This window comes from Providencia sp. PROV210, from assembly GCF_028479445.1.
Taxonomy (GTDB): domain Bacteria; phylum Pseudomonadota; class Gammaproteobacteria; order Enterobacterales; family Enterobacteriaceae; genus Providencia; species Providencia rustigianii.
Genome location: NZ_JAMPNQ010000006.1, coordinates 274,040 through 292,629, shown reverse-complemented (window position 1 = coordinate 292,629; position 18,590 = coordinate 274,040). Strand labels below are relative to the sequence as shown.

Here is an 18,590-nt window from a genome sequence, read left to right as displayed (position 1 = left end):
GAAAAACCTAAAGTACTTCATGCTTTAGGTTTTTTTCATCGTTCAATCACATGAACCGCAGTCCTAGAAAGCCTCATCCAGACTTAAACACCTATCACCTACTCCATTCTTATGTGCCACAATATCCGCCATAATCGCTAACGCAATTTCTGGTGGGGTTTTACTGCCAATAGGAATACCAATCGGGGCATGTATCTGCTCTAACATCTCAATCGTTAAACCACCTGAATTTAATAAACGCTCTCTGCGCTTGGCGCTTGTTCGAGTTGAGCCCATGGCACCAATATAAAATGCTGAAGTATTAACCGCTTCCATCAGCGTTAAGTCATCTATACGGGGATCATGAGTTAACGACACAATTGCTGTATTCGATGTGCTTGGATTTTCTTCTAAGAAACGCGCAGGAAATATCTTTTTAATCTCAATTTGTTCTGCAATTTGCCCGGCAAAACGAGATAGCTCATCCTCTCTATGCTCACAAATAATCACTTCAAAACCAAGGGCTAAGGCAAAATTTGCACAATAAACACCCACGTTAGAGATGCCTGCAATAATTAATTTAGGCGGAGCAGTAATATAAAACTGAATATCATTTCCATTGCGTTCAATATGAGTTGGGTGCTGAGAATCTTGAACTGTAATAATTTCGCTCACATTAGGTAAGGTTAGCTTTTTAATAATAGCGGAGTAACCAAGAAGTGCAGTTTGAATTTGAATTAGGTATTGATAAGAAAATTTATTTTGTGGTAAATACTCAATAAGTACATCTAAGCTACCATCACACGGTAAATTGACTTTGGCTTCTACACCACCTTGCCCATAACGAACAACTTGACTATTTTTTAAATACTGACCTTGTTGAATTCGTTGAATAAAATCTTCTTCAATACATCCACCAGAGAGGGAGCCTACATATATTCCATCTCCCTTAGCAACCAATAATGAACCTGGACTTCGCGGAGATGAACCATAGGTGCTCAACACCGTACATAACCAAACAGGTTCTTCCCTTACCCATTGAATTGCTTGAGCAATAACGGAAACATCTTCACGCAGCATATTGAATTCCTATTGATTTTTATTCGGGAGATAATCAATATCTTTAATGACATTTTCATCATTTATCTGCATTTCATAAACAAATTGATGTTGTAATATTGATTTTGCACCATCATCCCCCGATAAGTGCATTAAATTCTGTCTATATTTTGCCGATATTCCTACCGGATGTCCTGGAATCCCGTTATATACTGGGCGTACCAATGAATATTTGTTTAATTTACGCTCAACCTGAATAAATATTTCACGGTCAATATATGGCATATCCGCTAAGTGAATTAACCATCCATCCCAATTTGGTGTATTTTTAACACCTAACGCTATGGATTTTCCTAATCCATCACTATTTAGCAAGGAATGTGGGATATTAAATTGTAAACAATTATTAATAACACCCTCATTATCAGAACGCGTTATTACGTGGATAGGAAATCCACTACCCATTGAATTTAAAAGTGTTTTTTTAAAAACTGTTTGTTGCTCAAGGATATAATTTAATTTACTTCCACAACCACCAGTATTTTGAAAACGTTCACTTTTTCCAGCCGCTAATATTAATATGCCTATATTCATGATTTACATTATACATAATTGTACTTATTGTTTATATTATAAATAATAAGTACAGAATTACTATGGCAACTTTTGCTGCATTAATTCAGTCAATTCCAATCATATTTAGATGATAATTTTTTGATATATAAAAATTTATATTACGACACGAAGCAATGAAATAAAAAATAATAATGTGAAGCAATGAAAAATAAGTGTAAGGGTTTATTATGAGCAATAATCATGTCGGACTATCCCGCAGACACTTTATAAAATGTGCTGTCGTTGCTGGGATCTCTTGTTATATCGCCCCTTTATATAGCCGAGCTTTTGATGTGCTATTTGAGGAGAAAATTCTACAAGCCCCAGACTGGAATCCTGTCGATAAAAAAATTAAATTTCGCATGGATGGCTATGCAAAAGTACAAGGTGAAAAAGTCTTTGCTAGAGATATTCGAGCGCGCGACATTCCCCATTGGCCCAAACAACAAGGGCATGCTTTTCTACTACGAGTAACCCAAGCAGATAAAATTTATGAAGGTTTTAACCTCGATTTACTCAATAACGGGTTAATGCCTGACCGTATTGTCACTGCAAGTGATTTAGAAAAAGATGGCGTCGCATTTCCTGAATTCTACGGCGATGACCTACTACTTCCGACTGGAAAAACCCCTGCATATTTAGGCCAAGCCGTTGCTTTGCTTGTTTACCATGACTTTGCCAAATTTAGCTTTGCAAAAGAAACACTCAAATTTCGTGATGACGTGATCCAATACGGCGCATATACAGGTCCATTGGAACGTGACCCATGGGGCAGCTATCGAGGGGTTCGTATCGGTGGTGAAACGCCATTTTCTCCCGATGTTTATTCCAGCCTGAAAGATATGCCGATCTCCCCGATTGGAATGAAAAAGCACTTACCTATTTGGCCAGAAGGTCGTGAAGGTGGAAAGCTCGACGAGGAAGGCATGTATTATGCGGATGAGCTTGCCAAACTATTGGAAAAACCGCCCGAAGATTGGCTAATTATCAAACGTAAATATGCCTCACAATCTATCGATACCTCTGCATTAGAACCGGATAATGCCAATGGTTGGTACGATGCTAAAACACAATCATTTCATTTGGTTATCCCTACCCAGTCACCACAGGAAGTTGCAGGTTCACTCCCTGAAATGCTGGCGAAAAGCAAATTCCCTATCAAGCAAATTTTCTTACACCCTTGCTTTACTGTAGGTTATGGATCAAAAGACCATACCCCATTCCCGTATTATGGTGCGATGGCAACGTTATATGGTGATGGTGTACCGATCCGTTTAGCCAATGACCGTTATGAACAGTTTCAATCCACCATCAAACGCCATGCGTTCGACATGGATTACACTCTCGCAGTTAATAAGAAAACCCATAAAATTGAAGCACTTTCAGCTTCATTTATTGGTGATGGTGGTGGTCGATGTAACTTTACCCCTTCGGTTGTCATGGTAGGCGCGACCGGCGCTCAAGCTATCTATTATATTCCTCGAAGTGACCTATCTGCGGTCGGTATTGCATCGCGAGCTGTGGATGCAGGCTCCGCTCGTGGCTATGGGACATTACAAGCCATGGCTGCTACAGATATGTTGATGGAAGAAGCAGCAAAACTGCTCAATGCCGATCCTATAGAATTTCGCTTGAAAAATATCATTAAATCGGGAATGAAAAATACCCAAGGAGCGATCCCTGGAGGTGCAATTCGTGCCGATGAAGTACTAATTCGCTGTGCTGACCATCCAATGTGGACAGAAAGAGCCTCACGAAAAGCCGATTTTGAAGCGAAGAATGCCGGTAAATTGTTTGGTACAGGAATTTCCTGTGTTCAGAAAGATTTTGGTACAGGTGCCGAATCCTCTTTTGCCCGCGTCGAGCTAACGTCTGAAGGAAAAATAGCGATTTACCATAGTGGGGCTGAAATTGGGACAGGAATGTCCACATCCCAAGCCGTCGTATGTGCTAAATGGTTAGGTAAACCCGCAGAAGAAGCCCATTTTTCTGTCATCGACTGGTCTGTATTGCCTATGGTATCCACAGGGAATCCATTTGCCATGTCACAAGATGAGCAAAATAAACTTTCGTTAGATCCACTTTGGACACCGAATTATTGCTCTCCTGCGAGTGCCAGTAACTCCGCTTATTACTTTACTCATAGTACGGAAGAAGCCGCTAGATTAATCTTTGAGTATGGGCTTTGGCCTGCGGCAATGTCTATTTGGCAAGAAGGTATTGGTGGTGGACAAGCGGCACCATTAGTCGTACGGCGTGAAGATGCTCGCTGGGTCGCTAATGGGCTTACCGCCGATGGCTTAGAAGTTCTCAGCTTGCAGCGTTTGATCGACCGTACCTTTGAAATGGGAGGCTTAACCGGTGCCGTTTGCCATGTGTTTAACCGTTGGGAATGGGCGGAAGCTGATTTCCATATAAACGATGAAACTCGTCGTCTCCCTATTGACGGACTATCACTACGTTTTGCCAATAAAGATTACCAAGTTTGGAAACGTCAAAAAGCCTACTATCCTGATACCCAAAGAAATAATGCTGGCGTAACTTATTACAGTGCTGTCGCCACCGTTTCAGAGCTTGCTATTGATAAAGCTACAGGTCATGTCGAGTTACTCGACCACCATAGCGTAGTGGAATGCGGTAACCTGATTGTTCCTCAGTTAGTTTCTGGACAAATTCAAGGTGGGCTTGCTATGGGAATCGGTCATGCGCTCCATGAATATTTACCTCTGTATGAAGATGGACCGGGCAATGGAACGTGGAACTTCAACCGTTACCACTTACCTCTGGCAAGTGAAGTCGCTGTTTGGAAACAAACCAGTGAAATCCTTCCGGGGTTATCCGAAACCGATCCACCGAAAGGGGTCGCTGAAGTCGTTATGATCCCCGTCGTTTCTTCCATCGTTAATGCGATAGCTGATGCAACAGGACACCATTTTTTAAGCCTACCTGTTCGCCCTAAAGACATTCTAGAGGTATTATCATGAGCCTAAATTTACTTCCACTTACCATCAACATTAACGGTCAGCAATATGGACCGATGGATGTGCCTGAAGGTCTCATGATGATCGACTTTCTTCACGAATATATCGATCTCACAGGCTCTCGACTTGGCTGTGGACAAGGAATTTGCCACGCATGCGTAGTGATTTTAGATAACCCATCGGGTACGAGTGAAGAAGTACGAACCTGCATCACAGGAGCGCACTTCTTCAACAATAAACGCATTCGTACTATCGAAGGGGCTGCCACTAAAGAAGAAAATGGTGAAGTTAAACTATCCCCTGTACAGCAAGCATTTATCGACAATTTTAGTTTCCAATGCGGTTACTGCACCCCCGGTTTTGTCAACGCAGCAACAATTTTTGTTGAAGAATTACAACGTAATCCAATTGCAGAAGCTGACTTGGAAGATGCGATTAAAGAAGCCCTGAATAACCACATTTGTCGTTGCACAGGTTATGTTCGCTATTATGAAGCAGTGCGTGATGTCGTGATGAGTACTCCAGGGCTGATCAAGGAGACGATAAAATGATTAAGCGCATTATTTTATGGTTAATAGCAATAGCTATCGTCGTCTGGGCGGTTCTCTATTGGTATGAAAGTCGCAAACCCGACGGTCCAGTACAAAAAGTCACAGCAAGTGCAGAAGAAATCGAACGTGGTCGCTACCTCACTCTTGCTAGTGATTGTGCAGCATGCCACACCAGTGCTAATGGTGCACCGCTAGCGGGAGGTTTTCCACTTGATACGCCATTTGGTACCATTTATAGCAGTAACTTAACCCCCTCTGCTGATTATGGTATCGGTCGATGGACTAAAGAAGAGTTCCACAAAGCGTTAACTGAAGGGATTTCGCCGCCGAGTAAAAATCTTTACCCTGCGATGCCATATACATCATACAAAGGAATGACGCGTAGCGATTCTGATGCCATCTATAGTTATTTAATGAGCCGCCCTGCGGTAGATGTCGCTCCACCAGAAAATTCTCTTCCATTCCCACTAAATCAGCGTATGGCAATGATTGGTTGGAATCTTTTATTTTTCAATGATAAACCGCTACCTAATAGCTCTCAAGGTAGCTCACCTGAATGGGTGCGAGGTAAATACTTGGTTAATGTGTTAGAGCACTGTGCTGAGTGCCATACACCAAGAGGGATATTTGGGGAGATGGAGTTAGATAAGTACATGAAAGGTGGCTCATTAGGTCGTTTTACTGCCCCTGATATTACACCTGAAGCCCTTGCTGCACGCGGTTGGAACAAGGAAGACCTGCAACAGTTTTTTATGACGGGACTGGCGCCTCAAGGTTCAGCTTACAGTGATATGCATCCAGTTATTTATCTCAGCTCTCAACATTTAACACCGGAAGATAATAAAGCCATTGCAACCTATCTGATGGGGGACAATCCACCAGCCACATTACCACTCGAAATGGGGGAAGGTAATCCACAAGGAAAGCAAGTTTACCTCGAAACCTGTTCCGGATGTCACTATTATGATGGTAGTGGAAAACCGAATGTGTCTGTAGCAATGAAAGGTAATTCCACATTACGTGATGTGGATAGTACCAACCTCATTAATGCGATTCTAGATGGTTTACCAGAACAACCGTTCCCAAATAACCAAAATATGCAAAGCATGCCGGGATTTGCGGACAAACTCGATGATCAGCAAATTGCGAATTTGGTGAACTTCCTTCGAGTCCAATGGGGAGGGCAACCAGCAGATGTCACCCCAGAACAAATTAAAGCACTACGTCAATAAATAGCGATTAGTTACATAAAGGCTTACTGGAACCCAGTAAGCCTTTTTATTTAGCACTCTCTGCATTTACCCTGTACTGAGTATATTTATTTTTTACTTTTTATCTGTGGATTTAAAAACCAGTGAATCACTGGGTTGGTCGACAGTAGAAGCGCTAAAATAATCGTAATCAGTGTTAATGCTATTAATATCGAAAGCCCAGTTTCAATATTTAAAGCCCCTACTCCCGTTAACAATAAAAAACAAATAATAGGATGTATTAAATACACACCTAGCGCATTATTCGCTATTTTTACAAAGCGCACCGTGGATAATGCAAAACAAATAGCCACAATCGCAATCAACACCCCGACTAAAAACGAAAATATCTGCATAAAAAATGCACAGATTAAGAGTCTATGACCGAATACCTGCATCAATAAACTTTCAATTTCAGATTGAAAATAAAAATAAAACCCAACCAATATGATCATCAAAGGGGCAACAAAAAAAGTATGCCGACGGAGCCATTCTAATTTTTTATCATCGCAAAAGTAGGCCACGACAAAGAATGGAAAATACTGCAAGATTGCAGCAAAACTGGTTCTTTCCAAAAGGGAATGAACTGCCCAAAAGGCAATAAAAAGGCTAAGCAGTAACGTAATAAATAACCCTATTCCTTTACTTTTTATTCCGAGAGGCAACAATAAAAAAAACGCTTGCCATATTGGCACAGCCAAGAAAAACCAAACCCCATTTTGAGGAAATAATAAATATTTCTCAATGCTTAATGTCCCCGTGTAATACAAAGGAATAGCATCAAGCGTCTGGAATGTGACATAAATTATCAATGGTGGAATTAAGTGGGTATGCCAATCCTGCCATGAAATTCCTTTGCTGGTATATGCCGCAATAAATACAAACATAGGAATAAGCACTAAATCAAATAGGTTAATTAATATTGAATAATCAACTTTCACAACAGGATTGGAGGCTAGGTAAAAATTAAAGACAATTAATGAGCTTAGGATTAATTTCAATGTCTGCCAATTGGGTAATTTATTCGCTTTTTCTAGCATTGTGAGAGTCTCATCCCTCATATTGATATCTTCTGTATTAAAATGAAATTCAATGAATGACTGAAACCATTCATATTCACTTCACTAACGAAAAATAGCGTGTGCAAATAGCTCTGGAGGCGACTCACTCCAAGAGCCATTATATTTGATAGGAAAATCTATAAAGGTAATGCGTACGTAACTTTAACAGTCTCCATTGGCACTTCCGTTTTAATGCTCTGTACACTACCAATCTGGGTCAAATAATCTGCATGAAAACGGCGGTAAGACGCCATATCTTCAGTAACAATACGGATCAATGCATCACATTCACCCGCCATTAAATGACATTCCACTACTTCAGGCATCTTTTGAATGTCCGCAACAAATTGATTAATTGTCTGCGCGTCTTGAGCTTTAAACCAGATGCGGGCAAATAAAGATAAACCCGCACCAATTTTAGTTCCGTCTAAGACCGCAACATAACGCTTAATAACGCCGGCATCTTCCAGTAGTTTTACACGCCTTAAACAAGGTGATGGTGATAAACCGACCTCTTTTGCCAACTCAACATTTTGAATCTTACCGTCGCGCTGTAGCACTTGAAGAATATGCTTATCAATAGCATCTAATTTGATGGATGATGAACTATGATGTTCTAGTTCATTTTTGTCCGAATTGTTCAACCCTACGCCCTTTGGCATGCCAACCTCTTTTGCTTTTATTTTTTGATATTAAATGTCAAACACACGTTATTAGCAAGCAACAAAACAACCAAATTTCAACAAAAAATAGCTATAATGACCAGCATCAATTTCCGGTATGAAATAACAATAAATAGAGGTGTTTGATGGAGCTACAAACGTTATTACTGTTTAGCGCAACGGTGATCCCTCTGGTTTGTACACCTGGACCGGATATTTTATTTATCTCTTCACAGGGGCTTTCAGGTGGTATGTCCGCCGCTTGGAAAGCTAATTTGGGCATTATCCTCGGTTACATGACACATGCTATTCTTGCTGCACTTGGGTTAGCTGCAATTGTTGCCACATCCCCACTAATATTTAACACCATAAAATGGGTTGGTGTCGCCTATGTCGCTTATTTAGCAGTAAAAATGCTTCTCTCTGCGATTCATGCCAGAGAATTTCAGGTGCGACCCATATCGACCCAAGCGGTGATTGGCAAAGCATTCCTAACTAGCTTTCTTAACCCCAAAGGACTATTAGTCTATTTTGCTATATTGCCCAATTTTATCCATGTCTCCGAGAGTGTTGCAATACAATCTTTAATATTATCAGCGACATTTATTAGTTCGTGCATTGTTATTTATGGTGTTATCGGCATGTTGTTCGCTTCCATGCATAATAAACGCAAATATAGTGATAAGAATCGCCGTATCACCGAAGGTGTAGCAGGAGGCATGTTAACTTTCGCTGCCATTGGGCTGGCAAGTAGTTAGCAAGGGATACATTCTATCCAAAGTAATTGGCTATCGAAGCTACAGGGGGTTAACTCCCCTGTTCTAATATCTGGAAGCCACCAGCCGCCATCCCCCTCAGACATTCGCTCACAGTTACCGCCAGACACTAGCCACTCTCCTGATAATACATACACTAATCCAGCTTGATGTGCGGGGAGTTGCTGCTGAGAGTCAATGAGATAACTTCTCACATTCCAACGATCTGAACGGTAGATAAAATTCATTAATCGTATTGGCTGTTGTAATTCTACATTGACATACAGTTCAGCAGGACATCGAATAGACTCACCAACTTGATGAAAATATTCGTCAATCCGGTGGTTATCATGTATTCGTAGCGTTTGGTTATCCAACAGGATTGTAAGCCTTTCCCCTTCAGGGTACTGCTTTAGAAAACTTGATTGTTCAATCTTCGCAATACTGGCACGTAGCGAGTAATCAGATGCAACGGGCCAGCAAAAGACTTCTTGGCTAGTGCCACAGTTATCATTCCACTCAAACACGGGTAAGTCAGTTGTACTAAAGCATTTAATTTTCATATGACCACCTCAGTTTCCCTTACGTATCTTTAACTAGATTCGCAAAGTTCTTTTTTTAAGGCAATGAAATCACCGCGATAATGTGACTGCTCACCCTCTCTGTTTTACGCTTATTTATCCTCGATCAATGTGTGGCATAAATCCCCTAAAACTTTCATTGACTGTTCCAAACGATCATTCCATGCAAACGAAGCATTTAAACGAAATGCATGGTTAAACTGGTCGCTGGTTGAAAACATGCTGCCCGGCGCAATACCAATTCCTTTTTTTAACGCTAATTGATATAAACGAATTGCATTAAAGGGCGGCTCTAACTCAAGCCATAAGAAATATCCCCCCTTCGGGGTATTCACTTTCACGGATGATGGCAAATATTTGGCGATAGCATTCAACATGAGGTGCTGACGTTGTTCCATCGTCTGACGCAGTTTTCTCAAATGGGTATCATAGCCACCTTGGGATAAATATTCCGCAATGGCTAACTGTGTCGGTACACTTGCCGAAACTGTACTCATCATCTGCAAATGCTGAATTTTTGAAGCATGATGCCCCGCAGCAACCCAACCAACCCGATATCCCGGCGCTAAGCATTTTGAAAATGACGAACAGTGGAAAAAATTACCTTGAGTATCAAGAGATTTTGCAGGAATTGGCTGCTTATTACCAAAATAGAGTTCCCCATACACATCATCTTCAATAAGTGAGATTCGATGTTTATTCAGGATCTCAACCAACCGTTTTTTATTGGCTTGTGGCATCGTGCCACCTAATGGATTTTGGTAATGGGTCATCAACCAACATGCTTTGATTGGGTATTTATCCGCAATATCCTCGAGAGCATCAAGATCAATACCAAAGAGAGGGTCTGTTTTAATCGCGATCGCCTTTAATTTTAAACGTTCAATCGCTTGCAACGAGCCATAAAAAGCGGGTGATTCAATGACCACCCAATCCCCCGGCTGTGTAACGGCTTGTAAGCTTAAAACTAATGATTCCATCGCACCCGCAGTAATAACAATTTCATCAGGGGCGACATGGATCCCTTGAGTCGCATAGCGTTGAGCAATATTACGGCGTAATTGTTCATTTCCCGGTGGTAAATTGGCAGTGGTATTAAATTTCGATAGACGACGAGCAACAGAAGCCAGTGATTTAGCCAATTTGGGTTCATCAAGTAAGGCTGGGTCAGGAAACGCAGAACCAAATGGAATAATATCAGGATCCTTACAGGCTTGCAGGACACCAAAAATGGAGGCATTAATCTCAACATTTTCATTAAGATGTAGCCCTTTCCCTCCTTTCGCTGCGGCAAATGTATTGTTGCGATTTGCAACGTAGTAGCCCGATTGTGGTCGAGCCGCAACCCAACCTTGGCTTTCAAGCAATTGGTAAGCCTGTACTACTGTCATCAGACTTAAACCGGATTGTTTCACGCTTTCTCTAAGTGAAGGTAATCTGTCACCAACTTGCCAGATATTATCTTCTATTTGTTGACGAATTTGTGCCGCTAACTGTTCATATCTCGTCATTCCCGCCTCACTGTTATAGGTGTTTTCCTAAAAATTGTTACTATTATAGTTTAACGTCTCATGTTCTACTTATCCACCACATTCACCTGACTTTTTTAACTATAAGCACAAAACATTTCTAGCTGGATTTATGAGTGTTAACAATCCAACGAAAACAATTATTTATTGCTAAGGATTTCGTCAAATTGCTTCGCAATGGCTTTAAATGTCGCGTGTCGTAATCATTTCCATTCAGGGGTCAATATGTTTGGACTAACTGCGCTGGAACTTGCCCGTATACAATTCGCATTTACGGTCTCGTTCCATATTATTTTTCCAGCTATTACTATCGGGTTAGCGAGTTTTCTCGCCGTGCTTGAAGGTTTATGGCTAAAAACTCGAAATCCTGACTACATAAAACTATTCCATTTCTGGTCAAAAATTTTTGCAGTCAATTTCGGGATGGGGGTAGTTTCTGGATTGGTGATGGCGTACCAATTTGGGACTAACTGGAGTTTCTTTTCTGACTTTGCAGGCAGTGTCACTGGACCGTTGCTCACTTATGAAGTTCTCACCGCATTCTTCTTAGAAGCAGGATTTCTTGGTGTCATGTTATTCGGCATGAACCGAGTGGGCGAAAAGCTACATTACTTTGCGACTTGCATGGTGGCACTCGGAACCATTATATCCACCTTCTGGATCCTCGCTTCTAACAGCTTTATGCAAACCCCTCAAGGATTTGAAATCGTTGATAACCGAATTGTGCCTGTCGACTGGCTAGCCGTAATTTTCAATCCTTCATTCCCCTATCGCTTACTGCATATGACAACGGCAGCCTTCCTTGCCGCAGCATTTTTTATTGGCGCATCCGCGGCATGGCATCTGCTCAAAGGTAATAAATCCTCTGCCATGAAGAAAATGTTCTCCATGTCATTGTGGTTGATCTTAGTGCTAGCACCAGTTCAAGCATTTATCGGTGATGCTCATGGTTTAAATACATTGAAATATCAACCTGTTAAGGTAGCTGCGATGGAAGGCCACTGGGAAAATAAACCCGGTGAAGCAACTCCGCTGATCCTCTTTGGTATTCCTAATATGGACAAAGAGAAAACAGAATATGCCGTTGAAATCCCTTATCTGGCAAGCCTGATTTTAACCCATAGTATTGATAAACAAGTTCCTGCTTTAAAAGAGTTTCCACCTGAGGATAGACCCAACGTATTTATGGTGTTCTGGTCATTCCGTGTGATGGTTGGATTTGGCTTACTCATGATCGCTGCTGGTGTCTGGGGATTATGGTTACGTTCACGTAAAAGACTCTATGAGTCCAAAACATTCTTACGCTTTATGTTTGTCATGGCGCCATCGGGACTCATTGCGATTCTTGCTGGTTGGTTTACAACCGAGATTGGTCGCCAGCCATGGGTTGTTTATGGCTTACAACGTACAGCTGATGCTGTGAGTGCTCACGGAGAGGTGCATATGAGTATTAGCTTACTCGCGTTCTTTGCCGTATATGGCAGCGTATTTGGGATTGGCTATATGTACATGATGAAATTAATTCGTAAAGGCATCACCGAGGAGACAGCTCATGGGCATTGATTTACCTCTCATTTGGTTTGTCATTATTGTTTTTAGTATGTTGATGTATATCGTCATGGACGGTTTCGATTTAGGCATCGGTATCCTTTATCCAGCCTTAAAAGATAGTCAAGACCGTGACTTAATGATGAACAGCGTCGCTCCTGTTTGGGACGGTAATGAAACATGGCTAGTACTAGGCGGTGCTGCATTATTCGGGGCATTTCCTTTAGTCTATGCCATCGTATTGGATGCTCTATCGATTCCACTAACCTTTATGTTATTGGCCTTGATTTTTCGTGGTGTCGCCTTTGAGTTCCGTTTCCGTGCTGATGAATCTCATCGTCGCCATTGGGATCATGCATTTATTTGGGGCTCAATTTTTGCCACATTCATTCAAGGCGTTGTTGTCGGTGCATTTATTCAAGGCTTCCACGTTGAAAATCGCGTCTATATGGGCGGGTATTTCGATTGGTTCTCCCCTTTCCCTCTATTTTGTGGATTTGGGCTAGTCGTCGCTTATGCCTTACTCGCCTGTGGCTGGCTGATTATGAAAACTGAGGGGCATTTACGCAAAACAATGTACCGTATTTTGCGTCCATTAACCCTATTAATGTTAGCGGTGATCGGCGTAATCAGTGTGTGGACACCAATACAAAGTGAAGCCATTTATCAACGCTGGTTTACCTTGCCAAACTTGTTTTTCTTTCTCCCCGTTCCACTACTTGTAATAGGTTGTGTCTGGTTAATCATCAAGAGTGTGAAGCGTCAACAACACGATAGCATTCCATTCTTATCAGCATTAGCTCTGATTTTCCTTGGCTTCACTGGATTAGGTATTAGCATCTGGCCAAATTTAATTCCACCAGCCATCAATTTCCGAGATGCCGCTGGCCCACCAGAAAGCTTAGGCTTCATGTTGGTCGGCGCGTTATTTATTATCCCTGTTATTTTGGTTTATACCTATTGGAGTTACTATGTCTTCAGAGGAAAAATTACCCCTGAACAAGGCTACCACTGATCATTTAGTGAGTTCACCTTGGTGGAAGAAAATGGGTTGGATGGCAATAATCTGGTTAGGAAGTGTATTAGCGCTATTTGCGTTCTCTTCCTTGTTTAAATTGCTGATGACCGCAGCGGGAATGAAAGTAAAATAGTGATTTTCCCCCAATGCCGCATAATATTCTGTTATGCGGCATTTTGTTTTTCACGACCTATTTCACTGTATTATTTGAATGGTTTTCTTATTCTTACTCGTGATATGATAATGATAATAATTAACATATAATAAAATTATCATTAAGAAAGGAGACGGTTCGTGGCTAGTACACCAACAGTTGAAAAAAACATCTACCGCCCAGCACCACCGCAACTCATTCAAGTTAAATCCATCACTGATATCAGTCCATCAATTCGCCGCATTACATTTACGGGCGAAAGACTGACTGATTATCCTGATAACTGCGAAGGTGGGCATCTCAAGATTTTCATTGCGCCAGACTATGCTAGCCAACCAGCACTTCCCGTCTTGACCGATAACGGACGCAGTTGGCCAGAAGATAAACCTCGCCCATTTGTACGGACTTATTCTGTACGTGCCATTCGCCCTAAATTAAGTGAAATCGATATTGAATTTGCGATGCATGAAGGCGTGACAGGTCCAGCATACCTCTTTGCTCGTGATGCCAAGCCGGGTAATTGGCTCGGTATCACAAACCCAGGAGGTCCGGATCCACTGCTTCCGGTTCGCTCTCACTATTTTATGGCGGGAGACTCTAGTTCATTGCCAGCCATTGCCGCGCTGTTAGAAAAGATGCCAGAAAATGCTCAGGGTCGTGTTGTTCTACGCTTAGAACATCAAGCTGATCTTCGCGAACTTTCCAAACCTGCGGGAATGGAGATTGAGTGGGTCGTTGGCGATATTAGTCAAACATCCGCATTGATTAATACATTCAAATCATGGGATATCCCTACAAGTGATGTCGGTTTTTGGATTGCTGGCGAAGACCAAATTATTCGCGAATTACGTCGTTTTGTGCGTCGAGAGAAAGGCTTTAGTCGTGAGGATATTTACGCAATTCCTTACTGGAGGTATGGCTATGATGAAGAAGGCTACCATCATGAACGCCATGCGGTCATGGATAACCCAGACGATTAATCGATAAAAATACTGCCCCGATGATCGGGGCAGATAAAAAGGTTAATCATTGTACGCAAGTAGCGCTTTATGACACAGTTCAGATCTCACACAATCGTCAATCGTAAAATTCACCATAGATACCAAGCTATCACTATTAAAACGCTGTAATGCATCCGCCAATCCTGATGGAACACCGCTCGGTAAATCACACTGAGTAATATCCCCATTGACGATGACTGTCACGTTCTCCCCTAAACGAGTTAAGAACATTTTCATTTGTGTGACTGTCACATTTTGTGCCTCATCGAGGATCACGATTGCATTTTCAAACGTACGACCTCGCATATACGCAAATGGCGCAATTTCCACTTTCGCAATTTCAGGTCGCAAACAATACTGTAAAAATGATGCTCCCAATCTTTTCATAAGAACGTCATAAACAGGTCTAAAATATGGCGCAAACTTTTCAGACATATCTCCAGGTAAAAAACCCAGGTCTTCCTCTGCTTGCAATACAGGGCGAGTTACAATGATTTTACTGATCTCTTTATTGATTAAAGCATCTGCAGCTAATGCGGTACTAATGTAAGTTTTACCGCATCCTGCTTCACCATTAGCAAAAATGAGCTGCTTATGCTTGATGGAGTTGATGTAGAGCTTTTGGGCTTCATTACGTGGAGTGATTGGAGTTTCATCGCGACGTTCTTTCGCCATACCAATAGGCTCAATGCCGGTATATTCGGCAAAGGAGGTTACATTATTCATATCATACCTCCCTGAACGATCCTTGCGAGATGTGCGTTTCATTTCCCGACGTGTTTTTGTTGCAGCTTTCTGTCTACTCATAGTATTAACCCTTCCAGGTATCAGTGATGTCAATTCAAATGACGAACTATTCAAAACAGAGAGGAGCTCCCTTCAAGCTCTTATGTGACATAGGTGAACATTTCAGATATAAAAAAACCGGTTAGCAATCTCACCATGCTAATTTCATGGTGGATCGATAACCGGTCTTGAATTTTTGTAAACAAACACTTTGTTGTCATTAGTTTCTCCTATACAGGCGATACTCGTAAACTAAAGAATCTGTATGACAATATTATGACAATCTGCAAATTTTTATTTGACTAGAATATCATCAACCTACAACATTTCCTTTCTATAAATATAGCTCTAGTTTTTTTTAAATTACAACATTAAATTAACAGAAACTGTGCATTTTTACGTAAAGGTCAGATAATCTGTAGGAAATATCATAAAAAGCCACAAAAACCAATGCGTTGTCAATCTTTGTGGCAATATCTAAATTAGATCGGTTTACAATTGCCCGCTAATTGATACCCTTTAGTTTGTGCCTCAGCTTCAGTAGAAAACATTTCTGCATTTTTATCTGCCGTGGTTTTAAAACCTGAACAGTGCGCCAAATGATATTTTTTAGTATTACGATTTCCTTTCACTTGTTGAACAGTATTATTCGCTGGCGTACTCTGCTCTACCGATTTTACGGGTTTGGCTGATTGCCCCGTTAAACCTTCTGCACCATTTTTATGTCCTAAGTCCCAACTTTTTTCTCCTGTCACAAACGGGTTATTATGCCCCATCACTTTTGCAATGCGCTGGTCGCGTTGTTTTTCCCATTCATTCACAGGATATTGTTTATCCCATGCCATAAACAATTGCTGCTGTTGGCGAGACATAGATAAGTTATAGCGATCATGCATATAGAAATAAACACGAGCAACTTGCCCTTTAACTTCATCACGAGGTTCAAAGACGCGTTGTTTAAAATCAATACGGCTACGACACATTCCATATGAATATGGCGTATTCTCAGGAAGCTTTCCGAAACTCCAATTACTACGATCACCATTCACTTCACCAATCGAAGGCGCTAAATTGTGCATATCGGCCTCCATACGAGCAAATACAGGATCTGAAGAAACACAGTTTTTACGCCCGCCATTTTGCCAACATTGACGCTGATGGCCAAAAACCCATGCTGGAACAATATGTTCCCACTCAATACGTTCCGCACGATTTTGTTGTTTACGAACTTGGTAGCCACAGGATGCTAAATCAACTTGTCCACCACTTTTACCAACCCACTCCCACTGACAACCACAATAGAGTGTTCCCTCTCCTTGATGATTTTGGTCGATATAAACTTGGTTTTTACTCAATGATTTTGCTTCAGGAAATGAGCTAGGTGCTGCATAGACTGAATGGCTAATGAAGGAAAAAATAAGAATTAATGCAAGATGTAAATACTTATAGATTGAATATTGTTTCAAAATAACACCACTGATGAGAAAAAGTCGATAAATTAAATACAACGAGTAAGTTATTCATTCAAAAATAGATGAACACAATATGAATACACTCTAGTTGGATGAAATATAAGTCTTTTTAATATCAATTGGTACTTTATTTTAAGGGATAAAAATCAATATCAGAATTTAGGTAAAAAATAATAAAAACTAACTTACTCGAATATCTATCAATAAAAGTTAGCCCAATCTCTAAATCACGGGTTAACTTTTATTGATCATTTTATGAATATGAAGGCGGTATGTTGATATCAAACACTGGGTTTCTTGCGATATAGCCATAATCCGGGAAGAGAGATACCGATAGAAAGTGCTCCTACAATAAAAGATGCCTTTAAAAAGTAGGTAACAAGCGTTTCCATTAGCTCAGGGGTATAACCGTACTGGGATATTTTCACAACGGAGATCATCGCGATATAGGCACTGATACCGGGAAACATGGGGATCACTGCAGCAACAGTAAAGACTTTAGGATGCGCTAGCCACCAGCGAGACCATTGAATTCCAATCATTCCGATTAAGGTGGCAGCTAAAAAACTTGCCCACTCAATTTGTAATCCGAATGACATTAAAATCATCCGCGATCCATACCCAATTGCGCCTAATAATCCGCAATATTTTAGTGCTCTCACCGGAACATTGAATACCATCGCAAAACCAATGGCAGGGATCGCCGCGAGCAACATCTTCCAGATTAATTCCAATAAAAACATTAGGCCCACTCCCTCAAATTCCAGATAGTCATGGCTAGAACGACGCCAATACAGGTCGCTAGCGTCAACAAGCTTGCCATCACCCAACGAGCAATCCCCGTATTAACATGCCCCTTAAACATATCTGCTACTGCATTTATCAAAGGAAAACCAGGAACCAGCAACAATACACTCGCAGCCATCGAAATAGTCTCAGTGACTTCAAAATAAGGAATTTTTAGTAATAAACCCGATACCGAAGTCGCAACAAATGCGGTAATACAAAAATTGATCAGTGGATTTATTTGATTTGATGTCAAAACCTGACGAATAAACATCGCGCAACCACTCGCTAAAAACGTGATAAACGCGCTTTCTAGTCCACCGCCATTTAACGAACTAAAGCAAGCGCAAGATAACGCTACCATTAAAACCATGAGCCAACGTGGATAACGTAGCGGCTTGATACTATTTAATTTTTTACGTAATTGTTGGCGATCAAGTAAATGATGCTCTACGAGAATGACAGCATGCTGAACCTCTGTCACCACATGCATATTAATCCCGCGGTCAATAATGCGGCGAGTTGATGTTAGGCATCGACCATCCACGATAGTCGTTAACACGAGGGAATTCGATGAAATTGCACTGTCCACCTGATTTGCCCCTAGTGCAATACCTAATCGAGTCGTTAATTGTTCGACAAGCATACTTTCCGCACCATGCTGTAGCAGCAATAAACCACATTCAATACATAATTTGGTGATTTCCCTTTGCACATCAACACTTTTATCTTCTATATGCTGATCAACAACGCTATCCTTCATTGGATCCCCCGAGGCTTTGTTAAAATTCAGATATTGATT

18 protein-coding genes are annotated in these 18,590 nt (G+C 41.2%); 8 read left to right on the top strand and 10 right to left on the bottom strand.

All coding sequences use genetic code 11. The features are described 5' to 3' along the window. Positions 1 to 63: 63 nt before the first annotated feature. Both PR761_RS06735 and PR761_RS06730 read right to left on the bottom strand, forming a co-directional pair. The gene (locus PR761_RS06735; protein WP_006813189.1) at positions 64 to 1,059 is read right to left on the bottom strand and encodes an XdhC family protein; all 996 of its coding nucleotides are present in this window, start codon (positions 1,057 to 1,059) and stop codon (positions 64 to 66) included. A gap of 9 nt (positions 1,060 to 1,068) precedes the next feature. Next, complete coding sequence (locus tag PR761_RS06730; protein ID WP_006813190.1) at positions 1,069 to 1,632, bottom strand: nucleotidyltransferase family protein; 564 nt, start codon at positions 1,630 to 1,632, stop codon at positions 1,069 to 1,071. A gap of 209 nt (positions 1,633 to 1,841) precedes the next feature. Here PR761_RS06730 and PR761_RS06725 point away from each other — a divergent pair, with 209 nt between their 5' ends. The 3 genes from PR761_RS06725 to PR761_RS06715 are packed head-to-tail and all read left to right on the top strand — an operon-like array spanning position 1,842 to position 6,417. After that, the gene (locus PR761_RS06725) at positions 1,842 to 4,637 is read left to right on the top strand and encodes a xanthine dehydrogenase family protein molybdopterin-binding subunit (protein WP_006813191.1); all 2,796 of its coding nucleotides are present in this window, start codon (positions 1,842 to 1,844) and stop codon (positions 4,635 to 4,637) included. Next, on the top strand, positions 4,634 to 5,185 hold the full coding sequence (locus PR761_RS06720) for a (2Fe-2S)-binding protein (protein WP_006813192.1): 552 nt from the start codon (positions 4,634 to 4,636) through the stop codon (positions 5,183 to 5,185). The genes PR761_RS06725 and PR761_RS06720 overlap by 4 nt, the downstream gene beginning before the upstream one ends. After that, on the top strand, positions 5,182 to 6,417 hold the full coding sequence (locus PR761_RS06715; RefSeq protein WP_154611051.1) for a c-type cytochrome: 1,236 nt from the start codon (positions 5,182 to 5,184) through the stop codon (positions 6,415 to 6,417). Before PR761_RS06720 ends, PR761_RS06715 begins: the two co-directional genes overlap by 4 nt. A gap of 86 nt (positions 6,418 to 6,503) precedes the next feature. Here the strand turns inward: PR761_RS06715 and PR761_RS06710 are convergent, their stop codons facing one another. Beyond that, positions 6,504 to 7,376: a hypothetical protein gene (locus tag PR761_RS06710; protein ID WP_248696620.1), complete on the bottom strand. Its 873-nt coding sequence runs from the start codon at positions 7,374 to 7,376 to the stop codon at positions 6,504 to 6,506. Positions 7,377 to 7,633: 257 nt separating this feature from the next. After that, positions 7,634 to 8,158, bottom strand: a complete 525-nt coding sequence (locus tag PR761_RS06705) for an Lrp/AsnC family transcriptional regulator (RefSeq protein WP_006813195.1) — start codon at positions 8,156 to 8,158, stop codon at positions 7,634 to 7,636. A gap of 146 nt (positions 8,159 to 8,304) precedes the next feature. Here PR761_RS06705 and PR761_RS06700 point away from each other — a divergent pair, with 146 nt between their 5' ends. Continuing rightward, a complete protein-coding gene (locus PR761_RS06700) occupies positions 8,305 to 8,916 on the top strand; it encodes a LysE family translocator (RefSeq protein WP_006813196.1) in 612 nt (203 codons plus the stop codon). Here PR761_RS06700 and PR761_RS06695 read toward each other — a convergent pair. After that, positions 8,913 to 9,476, bottom strand: coding sequence for a HutD/Ves family protein (locus PR761_RS06695; protein WP_006813197.1), 564 nt, complete (start codon positions 9,474 to 9,476; stop codon positions 8,913 to 8,915). The genes PR761_RS06700 and PR761_RS06695 overlap by 4 nt on opposite strands. A gap of 110 nt (positions 9,477 to 9,586) precedes the next feature. Then, the gene (locus tag PR761_RS06690; RefSeq protein ID WP_006813198.1) at positions 9,587 to 11,005 is read right to left on the bottom strand and encodes an aminotransferase-like domain-containing protein; all 1,419 of its coding nucleotides are present in this window, start codon (positions 11,003 to 11,005) and stop codon (positions 9,587 to 9,589) included. Positions 11,006 to 11,248: 243 nt separating this feature from the next. Between PR761_RS06690 and PR761_RS06685 the strand changes: the two genes are divergently transcribed. From PR761_RS06685 to PR761_RS06670, 4 genes are all read left to right on the top strand, one after another. Next, on the top strand, positions 11,249 to 12,586 hold the full coding sequence (locus PR761_RS06685) for a cytochrome ubiquinol oxidase subunit I (RefSeq protein ID WP_154611050.1): 1,338 nt from the start codon (positions 11,249 to 11,251) through the stop codon (positions 12,584 to 12,586). After that, entirely contained in the window at positions 12,576 to 13,586 is a 1,011-nt protein-coding gene (gene cydB, locus PR761_RS06680; protein WP_154611049.1) for a cytochrome d ubiquinol oxidase subunit II, read from the top strand. The genes PR761_RS06685 and cydB overlap by 11 nt, the downstream gene beginning before the upstream one ends. A gap of 31 nt (positions 13,587 to 13,617) precedes the next feature. Further along, positions 13,618 to 13,722, top strand: a complete 105-nt coding sequence (locus PR761_RS17145; protein ID WP_377093570.1) for a DUF2474 domain-containing protein — start codon at positions 13,618 to 13,620, stop codon at positions 13,720 to 13,722. 161 nt (positions 13,723 to 13,883) lie between these two features. Next, positions 13,884 to 14,723 (top strand): siderophore-interacting protein, encoded by an 840-nt coding sequence (locus PR761_RS06670; protein ID WP_006813203.1) that lies wholly within the window; start codon positions 13,884 to 13,886, stop codon positions 14,721 to 14,723. A 42-nt stretch (positions 14,724 to 14,765) separates the two neighbouring features. On the opposite strand, the gene phoH is transcribed toward PR761_RS06670, so the two are convergent. The 4 genes from phoH to PR761_RS06650 all read right to left on the bottom strand — a co-directional run bounded on the left by phoH (position 14,766) and on the right by PR761_RS06650 (position 18,551). Beyond that, complete coding sequence (gene phoH, locus PR761_RS06665) at positions 14,766 to 15,551, bottom strand: phosphate starvation-inducible protein PhoH (RefSeq protein WP_006813204.1); 786 nt, start codon at positions 15,549 to 15,551, stop codon at positions 14,766 to 14,768. Between the two features lie 461 nt (positions 15,552 to 16,012). Continuing rightward, positions 16,013 to 16,996, bottom strand: a complete 984-nt coding sequence (locus tag PR761_RS06660) for an endonuclease (protein ID WP_039854124.1) — start codon at positions 16,994 to 16,996, stop codon at positions 16,013 to 16,015. Positions 16,997 to 17,283: 287 nt separating this feature from the next. Then, positions 17,284 to 17,745, bottom strand: a complete 462-nt coding sequence (locus PR761_RS06655) for a threonine/serine exporter (protein WP_006813207.1) — start codon at positions 17,743 to 17,745, stop codon at positions 17,284 to 17,286. Beyond that, positions 17,745 to 18,551, bottom strand: coding sequence for a threonine/serine ThrE exporter family protein (locus PR761_RS06650; protein ID WP_006813208.1), 807 nt, complete (start codon positions 18,549 to 18,551; stop codon positions 17,745 to 17,747). The genes PR761_RS06655 and PR761_RS06650 overlap by 1 nt, the downstream gene beginning before the upstream one ends. Positions 18,552 to 18,590: the final 39 nt, after the last annotated feature.

Bases quoted from the DNA above. Each gene is read 5' to 3' on its own strand.
- PR761_RS06735 (WP_006813189.1), bottom strand. From the start codon at position 1,059: ATGCTGCGTGAAGATGTTTCCGTTATTGCTCAAGCAATTCAATGGGTA.
- PR761_RS06730 (WP_006813190.1), bottom strand. From the start codon at position 1,632: ATGAATATAGGCATATTAATATTAGCGGCTGGAAAAAGTGAACGTTTT.
- PR761_RS06725 (WP_006813191.1), top strand. From the start codon at position 1,842: ATGAGCAATAATCATGTCGGACTATCCCGCAGACACTTTATAAAATGT.
- PR761_RS06720 (WP_006813192.1), top strand. From the start codon at position 4,634: ATGAGCCTAAATTTACTTCCACTTACCATCAACATTAACGGTCAGCAA.
- PR761_RS06715 (WP_154611051.1), top strand. From the start codon at position 5,182: ATGATTAAGCGCATTATTTTATGGTTAATAGCAATAGCTATCGTCGTC.
- PR761_RS06705 (WP_006813195.1), bottom strand. From the start codon at position 8,158: ATGCCAAAGGGCGTAGGGTTGAACAATTCGGACAAAAATGAACTAGAA.
- PR761_RS06700 (WP_006813196.1), top strand. From the start codon at position 8,305: ATGGAGCTACAAACGTTATTACTGTTTAGCGCAACGGTGATCCCTCTG.
- PR761_RS06695 (WP_006813197.1), bottom strand. From the start codon at position 9,476: ATGAAAATTAAATGCTTTAGTACAACTGACTTACCCGTGTTTGAGTGG.
- PR761_RS06690 (WP_006813198.1), bottom strand. From the start codon at position 11,005: ATGACGAGATATGAACAGTTAGCGGCACAAATTCGTCAACAAATAGAA.
- PR761_RS06685 (WP_154611050.1), top strand. From the start codon at position 11,249: ATGTTTGGACTAACTGCGCTGGAACTTGCCCGTATACAATTCGCATTT.
- cydB (WP_154611049.1), top strand. From the start codon at position 12,576: ATGGGCATTGATTTACCTCTCATTTGGTTTGTCATTATTGTTTTTAGT.
- PR761_RS17145 (WP_377093570.1), top strand. From the start codon at position 13,618: ATGGGTTGGATGGCAATAATCTGGTTAGGAAGTGTATTAGCGCTATTT.
- phoH (WP_006813204.1), bottom strand. From the start codon at position 15,551: ATGAGTAGACAGAAAGCTGCAACAAAAACACGTCGGGAAATGAAACGC.
- PR761_RS06655 (WP_006813207.1), bottom strand. From the start codon at position 17,745: ATGTTTTTATTGGAATTAATCTGGAAGATGTTGCTCGCGGCGATCCCT.
- PR761_RS06650 (WP_006813208.1), bottom strand. From the start codon at position 18,551: ATGAAGGATAGCGTTGTTGATCAGCATATAGAAGATAAAAGTGTTGAT.